We start from the raw sequence: 17,667 nt of genomic DNA on the forward strand, positions 1-17,667 counted from the left end.
TGGATAACATTATAAACTCTTACGCTGATCTTTAGTTAAGGTGAGAAAAATGAGAAAAGAAGAGCTTAGGCTCTTTCTGCCAGTTTTGGTTTTTATAGGAATCTTGTGGTTTTTCAGACCGTGGTTCCATGGAATTGCAATGAGCTTTTACAGAAACCCAACGATAATATACCTCTTCATCATATTAGCAGCCATCTTAATATACAGCTCCAAGAAAAAGTTTGTTGAAGAACCCACAAGAAGAAATGCCTCATTGGGAGGTATCTTTGCCTTAGTGATCCTCTTATTGATCATTATCTCGGTATTCACAGGAGCCCTTTCAAATACCGCCCTTTACAAAGAATATCACCCCATCCAAGTTTCAAACGAGCTCGAACTTTCAAGCAGTAAGATCAGGATTTTGCCCAAGTTAACTGCGTACCGTTATGCGGTCGATACGATAGAATATGCCCGATATACACTAGGTTCTTCCCATCTAACCATTAGGGACGGAACTCCGGTTTGGGGGTTCTTTATAATCCCCGATGGAGCATGGAACGCAATAAGGCTCAAAGATAAGGGTGTTCTCTTCGTTGACATGAACACCACCCAAGCAAGAATGAAAAGAATCGAGAACGAACTCCAAGTCGGCCCAGGAATGCAGATATTTGACAACCTTGAGTGGAATCTCTACAAAAAGCACTATCTAATAGACCTCGACATTCCGCGGGCACTCTATTACGAGGGCAAGATTTACATCGTTGTGCCCTACATCTCGTACAGCTTCCGCGTCTTTTATACCGTTCCCGAATGGGGAGGAGTCTTAATCGTTGATGAAGATGGCAACATAGAGGATCTAACCCCTGAAGAAGCCGTTAAAGATGAACGTCTTAAGGACTTTCCAATCTTCCCAGAGCTTTTAACAAGAAAGATCGTTCACGCTCAAAATTACTGGAAGGAAAGTGTGCTTTCAAACATAAAGAACCTCTGGCTTCACCACGAGAACCAGATAGAGCTTATAGATGTGAGTGGTCAAGGAAACAGACAGCCTTTCCTTGTCATTGCCAACGATGGGAAAGAATACTGGATGATTGCTGTGGAGCCATATGGTAGGGCCCATGGGTTAGCTGCAATATATTTAATCAATGCTCAAACTGGAGAAATGAGCCAAGTAAAGTTCGAGACCCCTCTAACAGGGCCAGTAAAAGCAATAGATTATGTTAAAAAAGCCCTCCCAACTTTCGACTGGAGCCAGTTTATGGCAGTTGAGCCGATTCCAATCTTCCTAAACGGAGAGCTATGGTGGAGGGTTGCGATAATCCCCGGAAGCGGTTCGGGTGTTGCGAAGATAGCTTTTGTAAATGCGGAGACCAAAGACGTGCAGATTTTTGAAAACGAAGACGAAGTTAGAGCGTTCCTTCTCTATGGGCAGGTAGGAGCAAAAGTTGAGGAGATCAGCGGAGTTGTTAAGGGAATGTACTCATACATCAAAGAGGGAAACACCCACTGGGTACTGATAATTGGAAACGAAACTCTCCATTTAAGTGCAGACCAGTTAAGCGATGAGCTCATCCTCAAAGTGCTTAGCTTAAGAGAAGGAGACAGCGTAACTGTAAAAATAAGTGAAGGAAGGGTCGTGGAGATCGAGAAAAAGTAGAAGTAAGAGAGCATGAAAAAAACATTTTCGCTTTTCCCTCTTTTTAGTAGCTCTGATTTTTTGTAAAACTAGAAATATGAGGGAGATTTCCGATATTCCTGAGCAAAAGATAAATACTAGTTCCACCTACAGCACTTTGGGGGACTGCAAATGAAAGAAAGCACCAAGGCTTTCCTCTTTCTCATCTTTGCAACTCCATTGTGGACTTTAATAGCTTTTGGGATAGAAAAACTCGAAAGTATTTATGGCAAAATTTACCCTGAAATCCTCTTCTTCATCTATCCAACCCTTATTGTGGCTTTAATAACCACGATTTTTCTATGGAAGTTGCAGATTTCTCTCCCAGAATTTGCTGTAATGGCAAGCATCGCTCCCCTCATAGTAGCAATACCAATTTCTATAGTAACGATGATTGAAGACCTTCGCTCCAGCCCTTATCACAGCGATGACCCGGGCTTTTTTGTTTTCCTTCTCTTTTATCTATTTCCCGTGGTTTCCTTCCTTTTAGGGGCATTCATATACTACACCATAGCCCGCTTAAAAGGTGATGCACAATGAGACGTCAAACCGTTATCTTAATGCTGGTTTCCCTATTGCTTTTGCTTCTCTTAATCCCAATAAGACTGGCTATAATGATTTTGCTGGATATAAGTGACATCTCTAAGATTTTGCCACGTAGTGCCTCTTTCTTGCCAGTAATTGGGAGTGTTTTGTCTGCGTTTATTGTGGGATTTTTGGTTAAAATTGTAACATTGAAGATTTATAAAGAAGAAAAACCAGCTAGAATAGCTTTTTTGGCGATCTTTTTCATTGCACTTCTTATCTCTGTGTATACAATCAACGTTCCAAGTATTGGACCCTCTCCACAGAAAGTCATCTACTATACCCTTTATGAAAATGAGGTCTACGTTAACCCCTATTTCGGAGAAATTTCCCTCCCATTTAAAGAAATGGACTGGACAAAAGAATATGGTCTAAGGCTTAGCAGATATCTGAAGAGAGAGGAAGGAATAGTTAACGGAACCGGTGGGTTTGTGTTCCAGAACATAAGCAGTGTTTACATGGGGATTTTTGTTTATCCCAGTCCACACAAGAACCCTAAATGCGAAAACGCTCTCAGAGATCTCGAAGAGATGCTCAAAAATAAAGGATGGCAAAGTATAGAAGTTCCTCCCGAAGCTCTGAAAAAGAGAAATTTCATCGGAAGGCTTATCAATGCCACGATGCTTCAACAAGGCAACAAAGCCGTATACTTAGAATGCTCAGACGTGATGGCATATGGGAGGTTGATAATTCTGTATGGAGAAAAAGAAGAAGTCATTGAACTCGCTTCAATCTTGAGCTAGCTATTCCCTTATGAACAAAGCCGCGCCCATGCCAAAGTATGATGGGCAAGTGTAAGCAGCTTTTATGAGCTTCATTGGAACCTTCCTTAAAACGCCGTAAAGGACGAGCAGCTGCCAGTAGCTGTCCGGCAAAGCTTTGTTTATTAGCTCATCCGGTATCTCAAGGAGCCCTTCAAGTCTATTTTCTTGAATTATTCTCATGATGAGCTCATCATATCCCTTAGCTTCTGGTGCATAGCCGTACGGGCCGTTGCCGTGTGCATGGGCATGGTCCGCACTCGCTATGAAGGCTGCCCTTTTCTCATAGTTTTCAAGGACTTCCCCAACTACCTCACCAAATTTGACGAGCGTTTCTTTCGGAATGTGCCGTGCGGGAGTTAAAAGCACCAATGCTCTCTTTTCCAAGAAGTGGAGAGGGATAAGTTCTCCCCAGGTTAAGGGAAAACGGGAGTATTCCCCGCTCAGCGAGGCAAAGTTTATATCAACCACGGGCAAACCTTCAGTCTTTGCCTTTAGGCATATCTCTCTGGCAAGCTCTTTGTCCGTTTTGTATTCCCCTGGAAGCTGAACTCCAGCAAAGCCGAGCCACGAAATTAGATTCTCAGCCATTATAACCCTAAGGGCTTCACTCATGCGAACATTATGAGGACTTATAAGAACATAAACTTCAGCCTTTGAAAGCTCCCTGCCAATTTCCTTAAGGACTTCTGCAAGCTTTCTCGTCTCCTCGTCCTCTGGCTTGAGAACAGGGTTTCCATGAGGCATCATAGCTGCACTAATTAACATTGCATCACCACCTAAAACATTCCTCAAGGGATTCTAAAGAACATTCTTCTACTTTTGGAGCTTCAATGTGGCTTAAAGTCTTTAATCCAGCCCCGGTGAGAATGCTAACGACCTTCGCTCCTTCTTTAATGACGCCTCTTTCTCTGAGCTTTCTTATTGCACTAACTCCTGTTGCAGAGGCAGGCTGAACAAAGAGACCTTCTCTGCCAAGGGCTCTCTGTGCTTCTAGTATTTCCCCATCTCTAACGGTAACGCATAGCCCGTCAAGTTCTCTCAAACGTCTCAGCACTGCGTTCCCGCTTGGCGGGTAGGGATTTTCTATGGCGTGGGCTATTGTGTGCGGGCTCTCAAACCTCTCTATTCTATCTTTTCCACTGTTGAAGGCTTTGCATATCGGGGAACAGCCTTCTGCTTGAACCACCACAAAACGAGGGAGGTTTTCAATTAACCCACTCTCTTTAAGTTCTAAAAATCCCTTCACAATCCCTCTAAACAGGCCTCCTGAGGAAGTGGGAATCACTACGTAGTCTGGAGTTATTTCCTCAATTATTTCGAAGCTTATACTCTTATAACCCTCAATCCTAAAGGGATCGTCCGAGTTTATGAAGTATATACCCTTTTTCTGGCCTATTTCAAGGCTTTTGTAATAGAGCTCCCCGTAATCTCCATGAACTTTGATGATTTTTGCTCCATAAACTTCTAAAGCTTTGAGTTTTTCTTCTGCTATCGTCGATGAAACGAGGATGTACGTTTCGAGTCCAGCATATGCCCCATAAGCGGCCACACTTGCCGCCATATTACCCGTTGAGACCGTACCAATCTTTTCAAACCCCAGCTGAAGAGCCCTATGAATGCCGAGATAAGTCCCCCTGTCCTTAAAGCTCCACGTGGGATTTGTGGTCTCGTTTTTGAGATAAAGTTTAACTCCAAGCTCCTTTGAGAGCTTTTTTGCCTTTGTTAGTGGGGTGTCCCCCTCTCCAAGACTTAGCTCTGGCTTGAGGTCAAATGGGAAAAATCCGGAGAATCTCTCCCAAACTCTTCTCCCTATTCCGGGAACGCTCTTGAAAAGTTCAAGCTCCAAGGGTTCTCCGCACTCACACCTTTGATATGGCTTTCTCAGAGAGTACCCTCTCCCGCATGCAGTACATTTCAGCATGAATTCACCTCCAACATGCACCGTCATTTGGTTTTTGCGGCTTTCCCCAGAACTTCCCTTATTATCTTTGCAGCAGCAAAAGCACTTATACCTTTGTAATCGTACTTAGGATTGAGCTCCACAATGTCAAAGGCAATTATTTCCACGTTCAAGCTCTTTATTACCTCGACAAGCTCCCTCGTGCTTAGACCTCCAGGCTCAGGATTTCCCACGCCAGGGGCAAAGGCCGGATCTAGGACGTCCATATCAAACGAAAGGTATGCTTTTTCGAATGGAACTTGGATCACTGGGGAACGATAAATCCCCGATGCAGAGATTATTTTTACTCCATGCTCCTTTGCAAATTCGACCTGTTCTCTTGTAGGTGCCCTCACACCAATTTGGACAACGTTCTCCCCTTTTACCCAGCCCTCCTCTATCAATCGCCTTACCGTGCAGGCGTGGGAGTATTCATCGCCATCGTATTCTGGGTACATATCTGGATGAGCATCAAAGTAAATCAAGCCGAAATCCTCGTTTGAGGCTTCTTTAATCGCCTTAAAAGTTGCATAGGTTATAGAATGATCTCCACCTAGAAAAAGGAAGAGTTCTCCATTATAATGCTTCCTAACTATTGCGTTAACCTTTTCAACTAGCTCCTCGAAGGTGTCCGCCTTGATATCACCTAAATCCTTGTAACTCCAATGTTCAGTCAGATTTACTAACTCTTCATTAAAGCTGTTGTAAAGCTCCTCGGAAGTTGCCTCCCTTATGGCTCTTGGCCCTTCAGCGCAACCTCTTCTGAAGGAAGAGGAGTTATCCCATGGAATCCCGAGGATGTAGAGGTTTGGTTTTTTAGATGAAGGGATTCCAAAAAGCATCTACCACACCTTCGTTCCTATTGGAACTTCATCCGGAACTGGTAAAAGGTAAACTTTGCCATCTTCGCTCTCGGCAACTATAAGCATTCCTTGGCTCTCAACACCTGAAAGCTTTTTGGGCTTCAGGTTTAAGACGAAAATAAACTTTTTTCCTTCAAGATCCTCGGGAGTGTATTGATCAGCTAAACCAGTTATTATAGTCCTCTGCTCACTTCCAAAGTCCACTTCGAGTTTTATGAGCTTCTTAGTTCTCTTCAGCTTTTCAGCTCTCTTAACGAGGCCCACCCTAAGGTCAAACTTCCAGAATTCATTGACATCATAAAGCTCCATAAATTTCACCACAAAAAATTGGGGAAGCGAATATTTAGGCTTTGTGCTGGGAGGAAGCATCTGCACTAAACTTCAAAATGATAAAAATGCTGAGAAGTATTAAGAGGGAAGCAAGAAGGAAGTCTGCAAAGAATCCCCCTGCTTTCACGATAAATCCGCTCAATATACTTCCGATGATAGCACCGAGAGAACTTATCAGGTTATAAAAGCCCATCATTGCCCCTTTTTCTTTCTCTTTCGCAAGCTTAGAGATTATTGAAGTCGTTGATATGCCTATGTATGCCCATGAATAGCCAGCCAGTGCATAGGAGACGAAGGCGTAGAGTTTAAATACCGCTCCAGTTTGAGATAAGCCGAGCAGAATAAGGGAAAAGCCAAAGCTTCTTATGCTCAATCCCCTAAGGAGAGAAGCTTTTCCACCTCTTCTCTCGGTGTGTATTCCGGCTTTCATATACATGTAGGCTGCTATTGATGAGTTTAGAACAGCAGCTAGATATATCTCGGACGTGCTAACATTGCGGGATTTTAACAGGACTGGGAATTGTGAAAAATATAACATCGCTCCTACCCAGAAGAGGATTGAGGCAAGATAAAACTCCTTAAACTCCAAAAATCTTGTGAGAGCTCGCTTGTTGTACTCGGGCAGGTGAATCATGATGTTTGGCAGATACCTAAACTTTTCGACAATGTAGTTTGCATAAACTCCCAGACTCTTTCTCTCAATCCTAAACGGGGCTTCTTGAATCCACTTAACTCCCAAAACAATCGAAGGAATATTAACAACAGCAAAAACTACAAGAAGTTGTCTAATACTTAGAAAATAAGCTAGGAAAAACCCCAGAATAAGTCCAATAACCCACGCCCAACCACCTATCTCGTTGAACTTCGCAATCCCGTAGTCGAGTTGCTTTTTCTTTAGGACTCTTGCAATAAGTATAACGGGAATTGGAATTGTGGCTGCGATGAAGAAAGAATACAGAAAGTTGAGGACCATTAGCTGAGTAATGCTCCTTGAAAACGCCATTAGAAACGAGAACAAAGATGTCCCGATAAAGCCCAGTATCAAAAAAGGTTTTCTTTTAAGCATTTTATCTGAGAGCTTTCCCCAAAATACTCCCCCTATCATTGAGGCAATGCTTCCAATAGCGTTAATTACTCCTACTTCTTGAGCAGATCCACCTGCTTCTAAAGTTAGGAGGGGTATCAGTGTAGAAGTACCACCTGTTGAAACCTTGAATGGGACAAATGCGTAAAACCATCTAATCTTGGACTTCTTTGTGTAGGCAAACAGGGCTGAATCTTCGATGGCTCTTAGGGATGCATTCTCCCTCTTCCGAGAAGCCTTCATTGGGGACACCTTAAAGTAATGAAAGAAGAAGAGAAGAGCAGTTCACCAGTCTTCATCTTCGTCCCAGTCTTCCTCCTCCCATTCCTCTTCATCCCAATCTTCTTCGAACTCTTCATCGAAGTCCTCATCAAACTCTTCTTCCTCTTTTACCAATGGCTCCTCCTCGTAGTCCTCTACCTTCTTCTTTTTCTTTGGGGGTTGCATGTTTGACACCTCCCGCCCCTCTCGGGGCGTTATATACAGAGATCATGGGTTTATAAACTTTTCGTCATGGTTTCTCGGTTCTCATTCAAGATCTAAAAATATTAGGGCTGTATAACAATGTTAATTAGATATAACAGCCATACCTGGGAGAAAGGTTTATATACCCTTAACCAACTTTAGAATGGCTAATATCCATAATACAAGGGCTGAATAAGCGTAGAGTATAAAAATCCAAATTTGAGCCCTCAAATTCAAAAATAGGCGGATTTGGTGTGGGAAATGGAGACAGAACTGAACTCTGATGAATCCCCCCTATTAAGGGCAATAAGCCTAGAGGAGAAATTGCGGATTTCGAAAATCTATCTAAAACTCGAAGCGGCAAATCCAACAAAAACACACAAAGACAGGATCGCAAAGGCACACGTTAAACGGGCAAAAGCCCTCGGCTTTTCTGGGATTACTGTGGGAACCTGTGGTAATTACGGGACATCTATAGCATATTTTGCAGAAAAAGAGGGACTAAGAGCCGTGATCTTTATTCCAAGGCACTATGAAAACTCAAGAGTGGAAGAAATGAAAAGGCATGGGGCAGAGGTTATATTTGTGGACGGGCCATATGAGTCAGCAGTCTTTATGAGCAAAACTTTTGCAGCAACTATGAATTATTACGATGCAAACCCGGGATCGCAACCCATGATAGATTACGAAGCTTATTCCCTCATTTCAAAAGAAATTCTCAAAGAAATTGAGCCATATGCAGTCTTTGTTCCCGTAGGAAACGGTTCCACTCTAGTGGGGGTTTACTATGGTTTCAAAAAATATGGAAAGATGCCAAAAATCATTGGAGTTACAACAAGCTACGGAAATCAAATACTGAACGCATTTTATACCGGTAGTATGGAAGAAGTTAGAGACTTCGTTGAAACTCATCTTAATGAACCCCTTGTCTCATCGATATCCTTTGATCTTCAAAATGCCCTTGAAGCTGTAAAAGCATCGAAAGGGTATGTTTTTGGTTTTACCGATGATACAGCCTTAAAATATGCCAAGATTTTGGAAATGAGTGAGAGGATAAAGGTTCTCCCAGCCTCTGCCCTAACTTTAGCCGGGCTTGTTAAGTTTGTTAGAAAATTCGGTGTAAATAACGAGAATTTCGTCCTGCTCCTTACTGGAGGGGTTTGAAAATGAAGAAAGCCTTGATTCTTGCGGAAGGAAGGTACAAAACGACCGATGGAAAGACTGCCCATGGGTTGGTTAGATACTCTAAGAGGTTTAAGATTGTGGGGGTAATAGATTCCACTTTGGCTGGAAAGGACGCTGGAGAAGTCTTGGATGGAATACCCCGCAACATTCCCATCTACGGAAGCTTCGAGGAAGCAGTTGCAGAGAATCCCGATGTCAAGTACCTCATAATTGGAGTGGCAACCCCTGGCGGATATTTGCCTCCGATCTACAGGGAGATTATAAAAAAGGCAATAAAAAGAAGGATGAACATAGTTAATGGTCTCCACAACTTTCTCAGCGACGATCCCGAATTTTCTCGCCTAGCCAAGAGGTACAAAGTTCAGCTGATAGATGTAAGGAAGATATACAGAGACCTAAAGATTCCTTTCACAGGAAAAATTGAGGAAGTCAAAGCCATAAAAGTTGCCGTACTGGGGACTGATGGTGCAATAGGCAAAAGAACCACCGCGATAATGCTTCATGAGGCATTCAAGCACTTTGGAAAGAAGAGCGTTTTTGTGGCAATGGGACAGACCGGGTGGATGCAAGGGGCAAAATACTGCATAGTAATGGACTCAATAGTAAACGACTTCGTTGCAGGGGCTATTGAGGACGTTATCTGGAGAGCTTGGAAAGAAGAAAATCCGGATGTTATTGTTACACACGGAGAGGGTTCTCTCCTCCACCCAGCTTATCCAGGTGGATTTGAGTTAATAGCCTCAGGTAGACCGGACTACATTGTGCTCCAACATGCCCCGGCAAGAAGATTTTTCGATGACTTCCCCCAGTACGAGATTCCACCCTTGGAGAGGTACATACAGCTGATTGAACTCCTCTCCGGTAAAAAACCGATAGCTATCACAATAAACTCTGAAAGACTCACGAAGGAAGAGGCTCTTCAAAAAGCAAGAGAGATAGAAGCAACTTACGGAATTCTAACGAGAGTACCTCTATATGAAGGTGTCGAAGACATAGTTAAGGCAATTCTTGAAGACGCAGAACGCCTAAAAGCAGTGACCCAGCAAGAGGTGGCTGCAAATGCCTCTCAAATGCTTTGATTACATATCCATTGAAAAGCCAAAGCTCTCTTCTCGGAGGATTTCCTCCGTTTATACAATTTCTATTGATGGAAATGAGGAAAAATTTAGGCTCATTCACACCTACGAAGAAAAAATTCCCAGAAATGAAGTCTTCGCAAAGCTTATGGTCATAACTCCAGCGATAAACTACGCTCTCTTCACCCCAGAAATTTCCTTTAACTTTTCCCTTGATCCAAGAGACCTGCAGTTCTTCAAGGATATGATGGAGCTTACTGCAAATGATATCCTTGTGAACAGGATATACAGGAGGACAGGATTTGTCAGGGAAGAGTTCATCCCCAAAGAGATAAAACCGCAGCCTTTAGCGGAGGTTGTCCCGGAAAGAGTCGAAGAGGAAGAGGCAGAACTCACTCCCGACTACAACAAATGCGCTGTAATGCTTAGTGGTGGAAAGGAGAGCCTTCTCACCTATGGGCTTATGAAGGAAATAGGGTGTGAAGTTTATCCATTCTTCTTCAATGAGTCCGGCGGGCACTGGAAAGTCGCCCTAACAGCGTACAAGTGGTTCAAGGAGCAGGAGCCAAACACCAAGAAAGTGTGGAGCAACGTGGACAGGCTCTACACATTTATAGAAAAGCACATGAAGATACTCCAAAACGTTGGGAAGCCAAAGGCTGAGGTATATCCGATAAGGCTATTCTTCTTTGAGCATTACGTCTTCTCATTCCTGCCATTAATTGAAAAGTACAGCATAGGAAACGTTTTGTTGGGCAACGAATATGACGACCCGAGGGGGCTTACTTATGAGTTCCATGGGATACCTCACTTTTATGCCGTCCTCGACCAGAGCCAGTTCTTCGACAAGTATATGACGAGATGGTTCGCCGAGAGGGGTTTAAATATAAGGCAGTGGTCTGCCGTAAGACCAATAACGGGACTTATCGTTGAGAGAATCCTCTACAACCGTTATCCGGAGCTCTTTAAACTCCAGAGGAGCTGTCACTCAGTTCATAAGGAAGGCGGAGATTATGTGCCCTGTGGCACGTGCTTCAAGTGCAACGGCATACAAACATTCTTGCTGGCTAATGGAATAGATCCCCAGCTAATTAAATACAAACCGCACCACATAGAGACGCTTCCAAAGAGGATAGCAGAAGGAAAAGTTAGACTTGACGAGGATGAACTCCTACACTCGCTCTATCTGATAAAGCAGAGAAAACCCGATTTTCCCCTCAGCGGGGGGAGGAGAGACCACGTGGAGATGCTCCACTTCGATGACAGAAATTCCCTCTTCGACAACATCCCTCTGGAGTTCAGAGAGAGGATATACTCAATATTCGAGCAGTATACAAGGGGTTATGCCTACCTAAAGGAAGGCAAATGGGTTGAAATAACAAGGGAGGAGGCGCTCCATGGAGTACACGATAGTTGATGGGGAGAGATACCTGGAAGAGATCAAAAAGCTTGACAGGGAAATAAGCTACTCATTCGTTCGCTTTTCCATTCCCTATGAGGACTTCGCAAAGAGGCACGAAGAACTCTTTAGGGAACTTCTTTCACATGGAGAGCACAAGTTCTTCGCAGCCCTCGATGAGAAAGGAAAGCTACTGGGCCATGTCTGGGTTTGTTTGACCCTTGATACTGTGGATTACGTTAAAATAGCCTATATCTACGACATTGAAGTTATTAAAAAGGCAAGAGGGCTTGGAATCGGTTCAGCCCTTTTAAGAAGAGCTGAAGCATGGGCAAGAGAGAAGGGAGCAAAGAAAGTTGTACTTAGGGTGGAAGTTGATAACCCTGCAGTAAAATGGTACGAAGAACGAGGGTATCAAGCAAGAGCACTTATAATGGAGAAATTGTTAGATGTCAAAAATTAAGAGCTTATCACCGCTACTTTTCCTCAAGAGATTTCCGCTCTCATCAAACACCCAAGCTCCACCTGGAGGGTAACTGTTAACGATAAAAGTCTTAACGCTGAGGAGTTTAACTCTTTCGGACATTGCCTTAAGGTCTTCTTCGCTTATCTTTCCGCTCTCGGGTGAATATTCCATAGGCACAAACAGAAAATCGGGCTTTTTCTTCCTTATCCACTTCGCTATGCGCTTGTTGTAAAGATCGCCACAGATGATTATTGCAACCTTACCGAATTCAGTCTTAGCAGTCTTCACTGTATTGCCCGTACAGAACTTCATTGGTTCCTGAAACTTGCGGTGCCTAAGGATCACTTCTCCTTCACGGTTTATCAGGAGAGCGGAGTTATAGACACAGCTCTTATACGGTTCCAAGAGCCCAAAGATTACATACACGGCGTTATTCTTCGCAAGAGTGCTCACTCTCTTAACAATTTCATCATATAGCTTTGCTCCACTGAAGTCCCACTCCCTAAAGCCCGTGAGGCAGTACTCCGGGAAAACTATAAAATCGGGACTATATTGTAGTGCTTCTTTGAATCGTCTCTCAAACTCCTTCCAGTTAGTCCCAAAGTTTCCATCCTCAACGCGCATCGGGATTAGAGCAACTTTCACCTTAAACACCAGAAAAATTAAGCAATAAAAAGTGCTAGAGTTTTAGTTTAAAGCCCTCCATCTCTGTGTTAATTGCCTTTAAAACCATAACATACACGTATGGTTTAGTTTCCTTCCCATCTTTTGCCCTTACAGCTCTTATTACAGTGGTTGCCAATTCTTCTAGGAGGGACATCACGTATCTGGAACCATCATCTAGGACATCTCTGTTCACAAAGTAAAATATAGTATTTTTCCGGAAGTTTTCGTATTTCACAAGCAGGTCAAGGAGCATAAGGGCTTCAAACTTTGATTCAGCCAGTAAAAACACTCTAGATAAGCCTAAAACGACGACGATGGTTTGTTTGGTTTCATTTTGGGAGAAGTAGGGAGTGCAAGTTAATTCAAAATCCTTAATGAGCTTTGGAATATCACTCGCAGGTAGTCTAGCAAGTACTTTGCCTACGTTTAAGCGACCACCAACTTTAATGACCTTTAAGTTCTCAAAAAAGTTCGTTTCCAGCTTTGCAAGGCCTATTTGAGTTTTGTATAAAGACAGAGTATCGAGAATATCAATGATCATGACATCATACCTTTTTTTCTAGCCCAGGTGAGCAAGTAGTAGAACCCCTTGTAGGGAAGTGTCAGTGAATCGTACTCTATCAAGACACTCTCTCCCGGAACAATTGATTCCCATATTTTAGCACCTTCGGTCATTGCCACCTCCACTTATACCACCATCATAATTGTGGAATTCACTACTTATTAGTTTATTGGATTACAAAGACATCTTTGTAATGCACCCCATACTAGGAAAACTACCACTTCAGCTGTTTACTTAGGTTGAATGCTTTTTCTGCAAGCTCATCAGGAATATCAAACGGATCTCGGTACTTGTTGAGTTCTTTGAACAGACTATCAAATTGTTTTAGAGTCTCTAAATTTTCCTCAACATCCTTCCTCTTTGAAACATTGTTTAGAAAATCAAATAAATCTCCCATCGCAACATAAAGTTTCCAAAACTTCTCTTCTTTAGAAGCTAAGATTATAAATGTGTTTTTAGCAACAAAAACATTATCACGATAGTTTCGAGCATATAATTGGATAACTTCATCAGAAGCATTGTTCTGGAGAAGATGTTCAAAAGTTTCTCCCATTGATTCAAGCTCCCACCTATTCAACTCAAACTTCGTGTACATCTCAACAAGCATTCTTTTCTCCTTCTCTTTACACTGCCACCAAGAATATATCGAGAAGGCTGAAACTAAGAGTAATGCTATGAGAATGAAATATAAGTTTTTCTTCATGCAACCACCAAACTTTAATTTACCGATAAAGATTTAAAACTCTTTTGAGTCGTAATAACGAGGGGTTGCCATGTTTAAAGACCTCGGCTATACTGATTCACCCTTTTACGAAAAGACCTAAGATGAATACGATATAGAAAGCGAGAGAGGTAAAGAAAGATTTTCAGAGTTAAGAGAGATTCTTTCAAGGCATTTACCCATTAAAAGAGGCAGAGCTTTGGACATTGGCTGCAACGCTGGGCTAAGCAGTTTTGTTTTAGAAGAGCTGGGTTTCGACGTGGTGGGCATAGATATTCAAGAAAAGGCCGTAGAGCGGGCTAAAGAGTTAGCCAAAAAGCGAGGTTCAAAGGCAAAATTTTATGTTATGAACGCTAAAAATCTGGATTTCAAAGAAAACACCTTTGACCTCGTTGCTCTGCTAGGTTATCCACTGGCACATTTTAGCATCTGGGATTTTGATAAGATTTTGCAGGAAGTTAGACGAGTTCTGAAGCCTCAAGGCTGGATTGTGATTCAAGAAAGCGACTTCCTCTGGACACTCATAAGGGGGTTCAACCAGCCGGGACTTGAAGCTGAGGGCTTGATTAGAATAAACATAGATGTAAACGTTTACGAGGGATATCTTGAGAGACTGCTCATTGATTTTGAAAAAGGCGTATTCTCAAGGGATAAGTTCTACATATGGTCCCCATGGATTCTGCGTTATGCCCTTGAGAAGAATGGTTTTGGCGTAGAGTTTAGGGATAAAGAGTTACTCATAGGGAGAATTAAAGAGAGTGATAGCTTCTATCAGTTTGACACATTAAAGTAGTAATTTATTCAGATAATCAAAAAAGTATCAACATTTTGGTTACTTTCTGGGATTTTTATGCTTTAAATTCCTTCTATTTCAAAAATAGGACTTTCTAACACTTACTTTTTTTTTAAAATAAATTTGATACCTTAAAGTCAAAAATTTTAAATATCTTACAGATTATATAAAATTATGAAAACTTCATATGGTGATGCCAATGCGATGGAAACTACTGGGTATTTTGTTGCTTGGCTTGTTGATTTTGGGTTCTTTTGGGAGTGCAAATATTGTTAAGAACGGGAATGACAAGGCTTGCCAGCTTGTGAGTTACTGGGTTTTTGAGAATGGACAGTGGGTTCAGAAGAGCGAGCCCAGAGTTTGGTGGTACTGCCAAGAGCCCGAGAGAGTCAAGGGTTTTATGAGTTTTGCATTCAAAGAAATGCCCTATGGTTTATTCAAGAAACCGGATCCAATGACATTGCACCAAGCTGCAAGGGATTTAATAAATTTGGTGGGAGTTGATGAGCCTCGCGGGAAATTCTCCACAAGCTTGCCATCCTACGGGGGAATGTTTATCAACGAGGAAAAAGGATTAATCTTCGTGTATGTGAGGGATGAGAAAGATAAGGCGGAACTCAAACAGGCATTAGGAAAATACAGAGGAAAAGTGAACGTGGTGTTTTTAAAAGGCAAATACAGCTTTGAACAGTTAGTAAAATGGAAACACTCGATGGAAAAACTGGATGAAAGAATCATTGAACAGCTCGGAATTACAATGCTCGATGTCGACGAAGCCCACAACTCTCTAACCATTGGTTTGGAAGAAATAACACCGGAGAAACTGAAGCTACTTGAAAATAGATTAGAGAAGCTTGGAATACCAAAAGAAGCAGTAAGGGTTGAGAGGAGAGAATACATGAAACTACTGGCTGATTATCACAGAGCACGACCGTTAGTGGGAGGTGTTATGATAAGGAGAGAAGATGCTCCAGACTCTTGGGGAACCTTAGGTTATATTGGATTCATTGGATCAACCCCATATTTTGTTACAGCAGGGCATCTTGGGATCTGGGGTACCAGTGGTCAGAGGATTTATCAACCCACAGTGGATGAAGAGAATTACGTGGGAACAGTTACGTACAATCCGTATTTCCGGGATGATGAGTCAATTCCCTATAGATACAGCGACTCAATGCTTGTCAAAGCAGATGTTGCAGGCTCAACGAAAATATATAATCCATCACCATATACAAGCTCGGATTATATTGTTATAGGTAAAAGATATTCCGCAGATCAAATTGTTGGCGAAACTGTTATCAAAGTGGGCGCAACAACAGGAAAAACTACAGGTGAGATTACAAATAAATGTGTAACTTCATTCCTATCCCCAAAAGAGGACTACTATCCGGATTTAGTTGCATTGTACTGTCAGATGGAGACGAACTTGGAAAGTGCCGGAGGGGATAGTGGTGCTCCGGTATTCAAGTCATACGGCACTTTTGTCGAACTTTATGGCATTCTCTGGGGAGGTACTAGCACTGTTTCAGCCTATAGCCCAATAGACGGAATTGAAGAGGACTTAGGAGTAACTCTCGACGTAAATTGATGAGAGGGTGAAGATAGGATGAAGAAAAAAAGGGTTCTACTCTTATGCTTTTTATTTATATTATTGACTGGGATTCTTTATTTTTACTTTGATCATAGCAGATCACAGAAAGGGAACATCTCCTGGAGTAATGACTGCGATGGCCTAGTGGAATACCACGTTCTAGAGGGAATGTCATCCCCAATAACAAACTGGGAAAAGGTTAATGATGCCTTTATAAGCATAAAAAATGGAAGTGCCTTTATAATGGTTGATGAAATCACGAACCTCGAGCTTGTTATGTGTTCATATTCTGGAGGTGAACTATATTTAAAATTCAAAGGCTCAGGAGAAAGGAGGGTAGTTGCTACAACCTTGCCCTCAGGCGAAGAAATAAACGCCACCATACCACTACTTGGATACACATCGATCTTTAAGGTCACTCCCAAAGTCAAAGCCGAAAAAATAATAGTTTATATCTACGGAGACATCAACTACACCATTGCAATACCTCTGAATAGACAGAAAGCAGAGACATAAATGAGAGAAGGCTCAGACATATTGTTGTTGATTCCATGTTCACTGTTCACTTTGATCTCGGCTATTTCTAGAAACGCAGGGCATTGTAAGTTACTTTCTTTTTTCAGACAATTTTACATGCACAAATAGGAATTCTTAAATAGTCTAAACGCACATAATATTATGGGAATCCCTCTGGGGTGGATGGTGAACAGCCATGAAGGAACACAAAAGTGCCATTTTCTTTTTACTCCTTGCCTCTCCCCTTTGGATCTTAACCATAATCGGAATCACCGAGCTTGCCCAGCATTATCCTAATGCCATAGACAATATTCCCCTTGTAAGGGTTCACTATGACCCTATTTCAGGAAGGTATCTTTTATCCGGGGCCTACGAACTCGTGTATCCCACATTCTTGCTCTCGGTGCTCACACTGGCATTCCTGTGGAAAACGAGAGTGTCCCCCCGGGAATTCGGAGTCTTGGCATTAACTGTCCCATTAATAACGTTAGTATTCGCATTTGCCATCAGTTCACTCTCCGGCCATTCCGATTACAGCGATAGCGGTCCGGTGCTGATATTTGGTGCGTACATTATGCCGGTTGTTTCATTCCTGCTTGGAGTCGCTTTGTATCAAGCACTTAGAGCAGTTCGAGTTCATAGTAATGGAGATATGACAGGATGAATATGTAAAGAGGAGATGTTATGAACGAAACCCCATTAGAGCACAAAAATCCGATGATGGTGAAAGAATACACTTTTTCTATTGTTTTTATAATCCTGCTCATTGAGCTGACAGTGTTTGCCCTAAGCGAGGTGGGGGGTTTAATAACCGCGAGCGGAGGGGGTCTGGCTATCATTGGGGATTATCATTTTTGTTCCCGCTACTCTCAACCCCTCTATTCCTCTCATTGGTTCGTGTGTCGCCAGGAGAATTTGGAGTCTTCACCCTTTTGGTAACACCTTTTACAATATTTGCCCAGTCCATAATCGCGAGGATTCTGAGTCCAGCCTACTACGATGAGAGTT

The 17,667-nt window shown here is 42.4% G+C and carries 21 protein-coding genes; 11 read left to right on the forward strand and 10 right to left on the reverse strand.

Annotation, left to right across the window (positions count from 1 at the left end; genetic code table 11):
• Nucleotides 1-49: 49 nt before the first annotated feature.
• From OCC_RS11690 to OCC_RS11700, 3 genes are all read left to right on the forward strand, one after another.
• Nucleotides 50-1,636 (forward strand): hypothetical protein, encoded by a 1,587-nt coding sequence (locus tag OCC_RS11690; RefSeq protein ID WP_004066748.1) that lies wholly within the window; start codon nt 50-52, stop codon nt 1,634-1,636.
• A 150-nt stretch (nt 1,637-1,786) separates the two neighbouring features.
• Nucleotides 1,787-2,194 (forward strand): hypothetical protein, encoded by a 408-nt coding sequence (locus OCC_RS11695; RefSeq protein ID WP_004066747.1) that lies wholly within the window; start codon nt 1,787-1,789, stop codon nt 2,192-2,194.
• Complete coding sequence (locus OCC_RS11700; protein ID WP_004066746.1) at nt 2,191-2,982, forward strand: hypothetical protein; 792 nt, start codon at nt 2,191-2,193, stop codon at nt 2,980-2,982. Before OCC_RS11695 ends, OCC_RS11700 begins: the two co-directional genes overlap by 4 nt.
• On the opposite strand, the gene OCC_RS11705 is transcribed toward OCC_RS11700, so the two are convergent.
• The 6 genes from OCC_RS11705 to OCC_RS12660 are packed head-to-tail and all read right to left on the reverse strand — an operon-like array spanning nt 2,983 to nt 7,675.
• Nucleotides 2,983-3,768 carry a DODA-type extradiol aromatic ring-opening family dioxygenase gene (locus OCC_RS11705; protein WP_004066745.1) on the reverse strand — a complete coding sequence of 262 codons (786 nt, stop codon included), beginning with the start codon at nt 3,766-3,768 and terminating at the stop codon, nt 2,983-2,985.
• A 4-nt stretch (nt 3,769-3,772) separates the two neighbouring features.
• Nucleotides 3,773-4,924 carry a threonine synthase gene (thrC, locus tag OCC_RS11710; protein WP_004066744.1) on the reverse strand — a complete coding sequence of 384 codons (1,152 nt, stop codon included), beginning with the start codon at nt 4,922-4,924 and terminating at the stop codon, nt 3,773-3,775.
• Nucleotides 4,925-4,947: 23 nt separating this feature from the next.
• Complete coding sequence (gene speB / locus OCC_RS11715; protein ID WP_004066743.1) at nt 4,948-5,784, reverse strand: agmatinase; 837 nt, start codon at nt 5,782-5,784, stop codon at nt 4,948-4,950.
• Nucleotides 5,785-6,114, reverse strand: a complete 330-nt coding sequence (metG, locus tag OCC_RS11720) for a methionine--tRNA ligase subunit beta (RefSeq protein WP_004066742.1) — start codon at nt 6,112-6,114, stop codon at nt 5,785-5,787.
• 34 nt (nt 6,115-6,148) lie between these two features.
• Complete coding sequence (locus OCC_RS11725) at nt 6,149-7,462, reverse strand: MFS transporter (protein ID WP_004066741.1); 1,314 nt, start codon at nt 7,460-7,462, stop codon at nt 6,149-6,151.
• Between the two features lie 42 nt (nt 7,463-7,504).
• Nucleotides 7,505-7,675 (reverse strand): hypothetical protein, encoded by a 171-nt coding sequence (locus tag OCC_RS12660; RefSeq protein ID WP_171814845.1) that lies wholly within the window; start codon nt 7,673-7,675, stop codon nt 7,505-7,507.
• A gap of 270 nt (nt 7,676-7,945) precedes the next feature.
• On the opposite strand from OCC_RS12660, the gene OCC_RS11730 reads away from it, so the two are divergent.
• From OCC_RS11730 to OCC_RS11745, 4 genes are read left to right on the forward strand one after another with little or no spacing between them, the layout of a single operon-like run.
• Nucleotides 7,946-8,848 carry a pyridoxal-phosphate dependent enzyme gene (locus OCC_RS11730; RefSeq protein ID WP_004066740.1) on the forward strand — a complete coding sequence of 301 codons (903 nt, stop codon included), beginning with the start codon at nt 7,946-7,948 and terminating at the stop codon, nt 8,846-8,848.
• Nucleotides 8,849-8,850: 2 nt separating this feature from the next.
• Nucleotides 8,851-9,948, forward strand: a complete 1,098-nt coding sequence (locus OCC_RS11735) for a DUF1611 domain-containing protein (RefSeq protein WP_004066739.1) — start codon at nt 8,851-8,853, stop codon at nt 9,946-9,948.
• The gene (locus OCC_RS11740) at nt 9,929-11,362 is read left to right on the forward strand and encodes a hypothetical protein (RefSeq protein WP_004066738.1); all 1,434 of its coding nucleotides are present in this window, start codon (nt 9,929-9,931) and stop codon (nt 11,360-11,362) included. Before OCC_RS11735 ends, OCC_RS11740 begins: the two co-directional genes overlap by 20 nt.
• Nucleotides 11,343-11,807: a GNAT family N-acetyltransferase gene (locus tag OCC_RS11745; RefSeq protein ID WP_004066737.1), complete on the forward strand. Its 465-nt coding sequence runs from the start codon at nt 11,343-11,345 to the stop codon at nt 11,805-11,807. The genes OCC_RS11740 and OCC_RS11745 overlap by 20 nt, the downstream gene beginning before the upstream one ends.
• Here the strand turns inward: OCC_RS11745 and OCC_RS11750 are convergent.
• The 4 genes from OCC_RS11750 to OCC_RS11760 all read right to left on the reverse strand — a co-directional run bounded on the left by OCC_RS11750 (nt 11,790) and on the right by OCC_RS11760 (nt 13,741).
• Nucleotides 11,790-12,455 carry a carbon-nitrogen hydrolase family protein gene (locus OCC_RS11750; RefSeq protein WP_004066736.1) on the reverse strand — a complete coding sequence of 222 codons (666 nt, stop codon included), beginning with the start codon at nt 12,453-12,455 and terminating at the stop codon, nt 11,790-11,792. The two genes, OCC_RS11745 and OCC_RS11750, sit on opposite strands and share 18 nt — an antisense overlap.
• A 34-nt stretch (nt 12,456-12,489) precedes the next feature.
• Complete coding sequence (locus OCC_RS11755) at nt 12,490-13,017, reverse strand: DUF257 family protein (protein WP_020953838.1); 528 nt, start codon at nt 13,015-13,017, stop codon at nt 12,490-12,492.
• Entirely contained in the window at nt 13,014-13,163 is a 150-nt protein-coding gene (locus tag OCC_RS12665) for a hypothetical protein (RefSeq protein WP_020953839.1), read from the reverse strand. Before OCC_RS12665 ends, OCC_RS11755 begins: the two co-directional genes overlap by 4 nt.
• 89 nt (nt 13,164-13,252) lie before the next feature.
• Entirely contained in the window at nt 13,253-13,741 is a 489-nt protein-coding gene (locus tag OCC_RS11760; protein ID WP_004066735.1) for a hypothetical protein, read from the reverse strand.
• A gap of 133 nt (nt 13,742-13,874) precedes the next feature.
• Between OCC_RS11760 and OCC_RS11765 the strand changes: the two genes are divergently transcribed.
• From OCC_RS11765 to OCC_RS11780, 4 genes are all read left to right on the forward strand, one after another.
• Nucleotides 13,875-14,552: a class I SAM-dependent methyltransferase gene (locus OCC_RS11765; RefSeq protein ID WP_084684337.1), complete on the forward strand. Its 678-nt coding sequence runs from the start codon at nt 13,875-13,877 to the stop codon at nt 14,550-14,552.
• Nucleotides 14,553-14,751: 199 nt separating this feature from the next.
• The gene (locus tag OCC_RS11770) at nt 14,752-16,140 is read left to right on the forward strand and encodes a chymotrypsin family serine protease (protein WP_004066733.1); all 1,389 of its coding nucleotides are present in this window, start codon (nt 14,752-14,754) and stop codon (nt 16,138-16,140) included.
• 147 nt (nt 16,141-16,287) lie between these two features.
• Entirely contained in the window at nt 16,288-16,659 is a 372-nt protein-coding gene (locus OCC_RS11775; RefSeq protein WP_148290463.1) for a hypothetical protein, read from the forward strand.
• Nucleotides 16,660-16,855: 196 nt separating this feature from the next.
• Entirely contained in the window at nt 16,856-17,323 is a 468-nt protein-coding gene (locus OCC_RS11780; RefSeq protein ID WP_004066731.1) for a hypothetical protein, read from the forward strand.
• Nucleotides 17,324-17,667 lie beyond the last annotated feature (344 nt).

Origin of the sequence: Thermococcus litoralis DSM 5473 (genome assembly GCF_000246985.2) — an archaeon.
Classification (GTDB): domain Archaea; phylum Methanobacteriota_B; class Thermococci; order Thermococcales; family Thermococcaceae; genus Thermococcus_A; species Thermococcus_A litoralis.

What these genes read in the sequence shown, in the direction of transcription:
- OCC_RS11700 (WP_004066746.1), top strand. Translation starts at nt 2,191, where the DNA reads ATGAGACGTCAAACCGTTATCTTAATGCTGGTTTCCCTATTGCTTTTG.
- OCC_RS11745 (WP_004066737.1), top strand. Translation starts at nt 11,343, where the DNA reads ATGGAGTACACGATAGTTGATGGGGAGAGATACCTGGAAGAGATCAAA.
- OCC_RS11695 (WP_004066747.1), top strand. Translation starts at nt 1,787, where the DNA reads ATGAAAGAAAGCACCAAGGCTTTCCTCTTTCTCATCTTTGCAACTCCA.
- OCC_RS11780 (WP_004066731.1), top strand. Translation starts at nt 16,856, where the DNA reads ATGAAGGAACACAAAAGTGCCATTTTCTTTTTACTCCTTGCCTCTCCC.
- OCC_RS11755 (WP_020953838.1), bottom strand. Translation starts at nt 13,017, where the DNA reads ATGATCATTGATATTCTCGATACTCTGTCTTTATACAAAACTCAAATA.
- metG (WP_004066742.1), bottom strand. Translation starts at nt 6,114, where the DNA reads ATGGAGCTTTATGATGTCAATGAATTCTGGAAGTTTGACCTTAGGGTG.
- OCC_RS11690 (WP_004066748.1), top strand. Translation starts at nt 50, where the DNA reads ATGAGAAAAGAAGAGCTTAGGCTCTTTCTGCCAGTTTTGGTTTTTATA.
- OCC_RS11740 (WP_004066738.1), top strand. Translation starts at nt 9,929, where the DNA reads ATGCCTCTCAAATGCTTTGATTACATATCCATTGAAAAGCCAAAGCTC.
- OCC_RS11735 (WP_004066739.1), top strand. Translation starts at nt 8,851, where the DNA reads ATGAAGAAAGCCTTGATTCTTGCGGAAGGAAGGTACAAAACGACCGAT.
- speB (WP_004066743.1), bottom strand. Translation starts at nt 5,784, where the DNA reads ATGCTTTTTGGAATCCCTTCATCTAAAAAACCAAACCTCTACATCCTC.
- OCC_RS11705 (WP_004066745.1), bottom strand. Translation starts at nt 3,768, where the DNA reads ATGTTAATTAGTGCAGCTATGATGCCTCATGGAAACCCTGTTCTCAAG.
- OCC_RS11725 (WP_004066741.1), bottom strand. Translation starts at nt 7,462, where the DNA reads ATGAAGGCTTCTCGGAAGAGGGAGAATGCATCCCTAAGAGCCATCGAA.
- OCC_RS11760 (WP_004066735.1), bottom strand. Translation starts at nt 13,741, where the DNA reads ATGAAGAAAAACTTATATTTCATTCTCATAGCATTACTCTTAGTTTCA.
- OCC_RS11770 (WP_004066733.1), top strand. Translation starts at nt 14,752, where the DNA reads ATGCGATGGAAACTACTGGGTATTTTGTTGCTTGGCTTGTTGATTTTG.
- OCC_RS11730 (WP_004066740.1), top strand. Translation starts at nt 7,946, where the DNA reads ATGGAGACAGAACTGAACTCTGATGAATCCCCCCTATTAAGGGCAATA.
- thrC (WP_004066744.1), bottom strand. Translation starts at nt 4,924, where the DNA reads ATGCTGAAATGTACTGCATGCGGGAGAGGGTACTCTCTGAGAAAGCCA.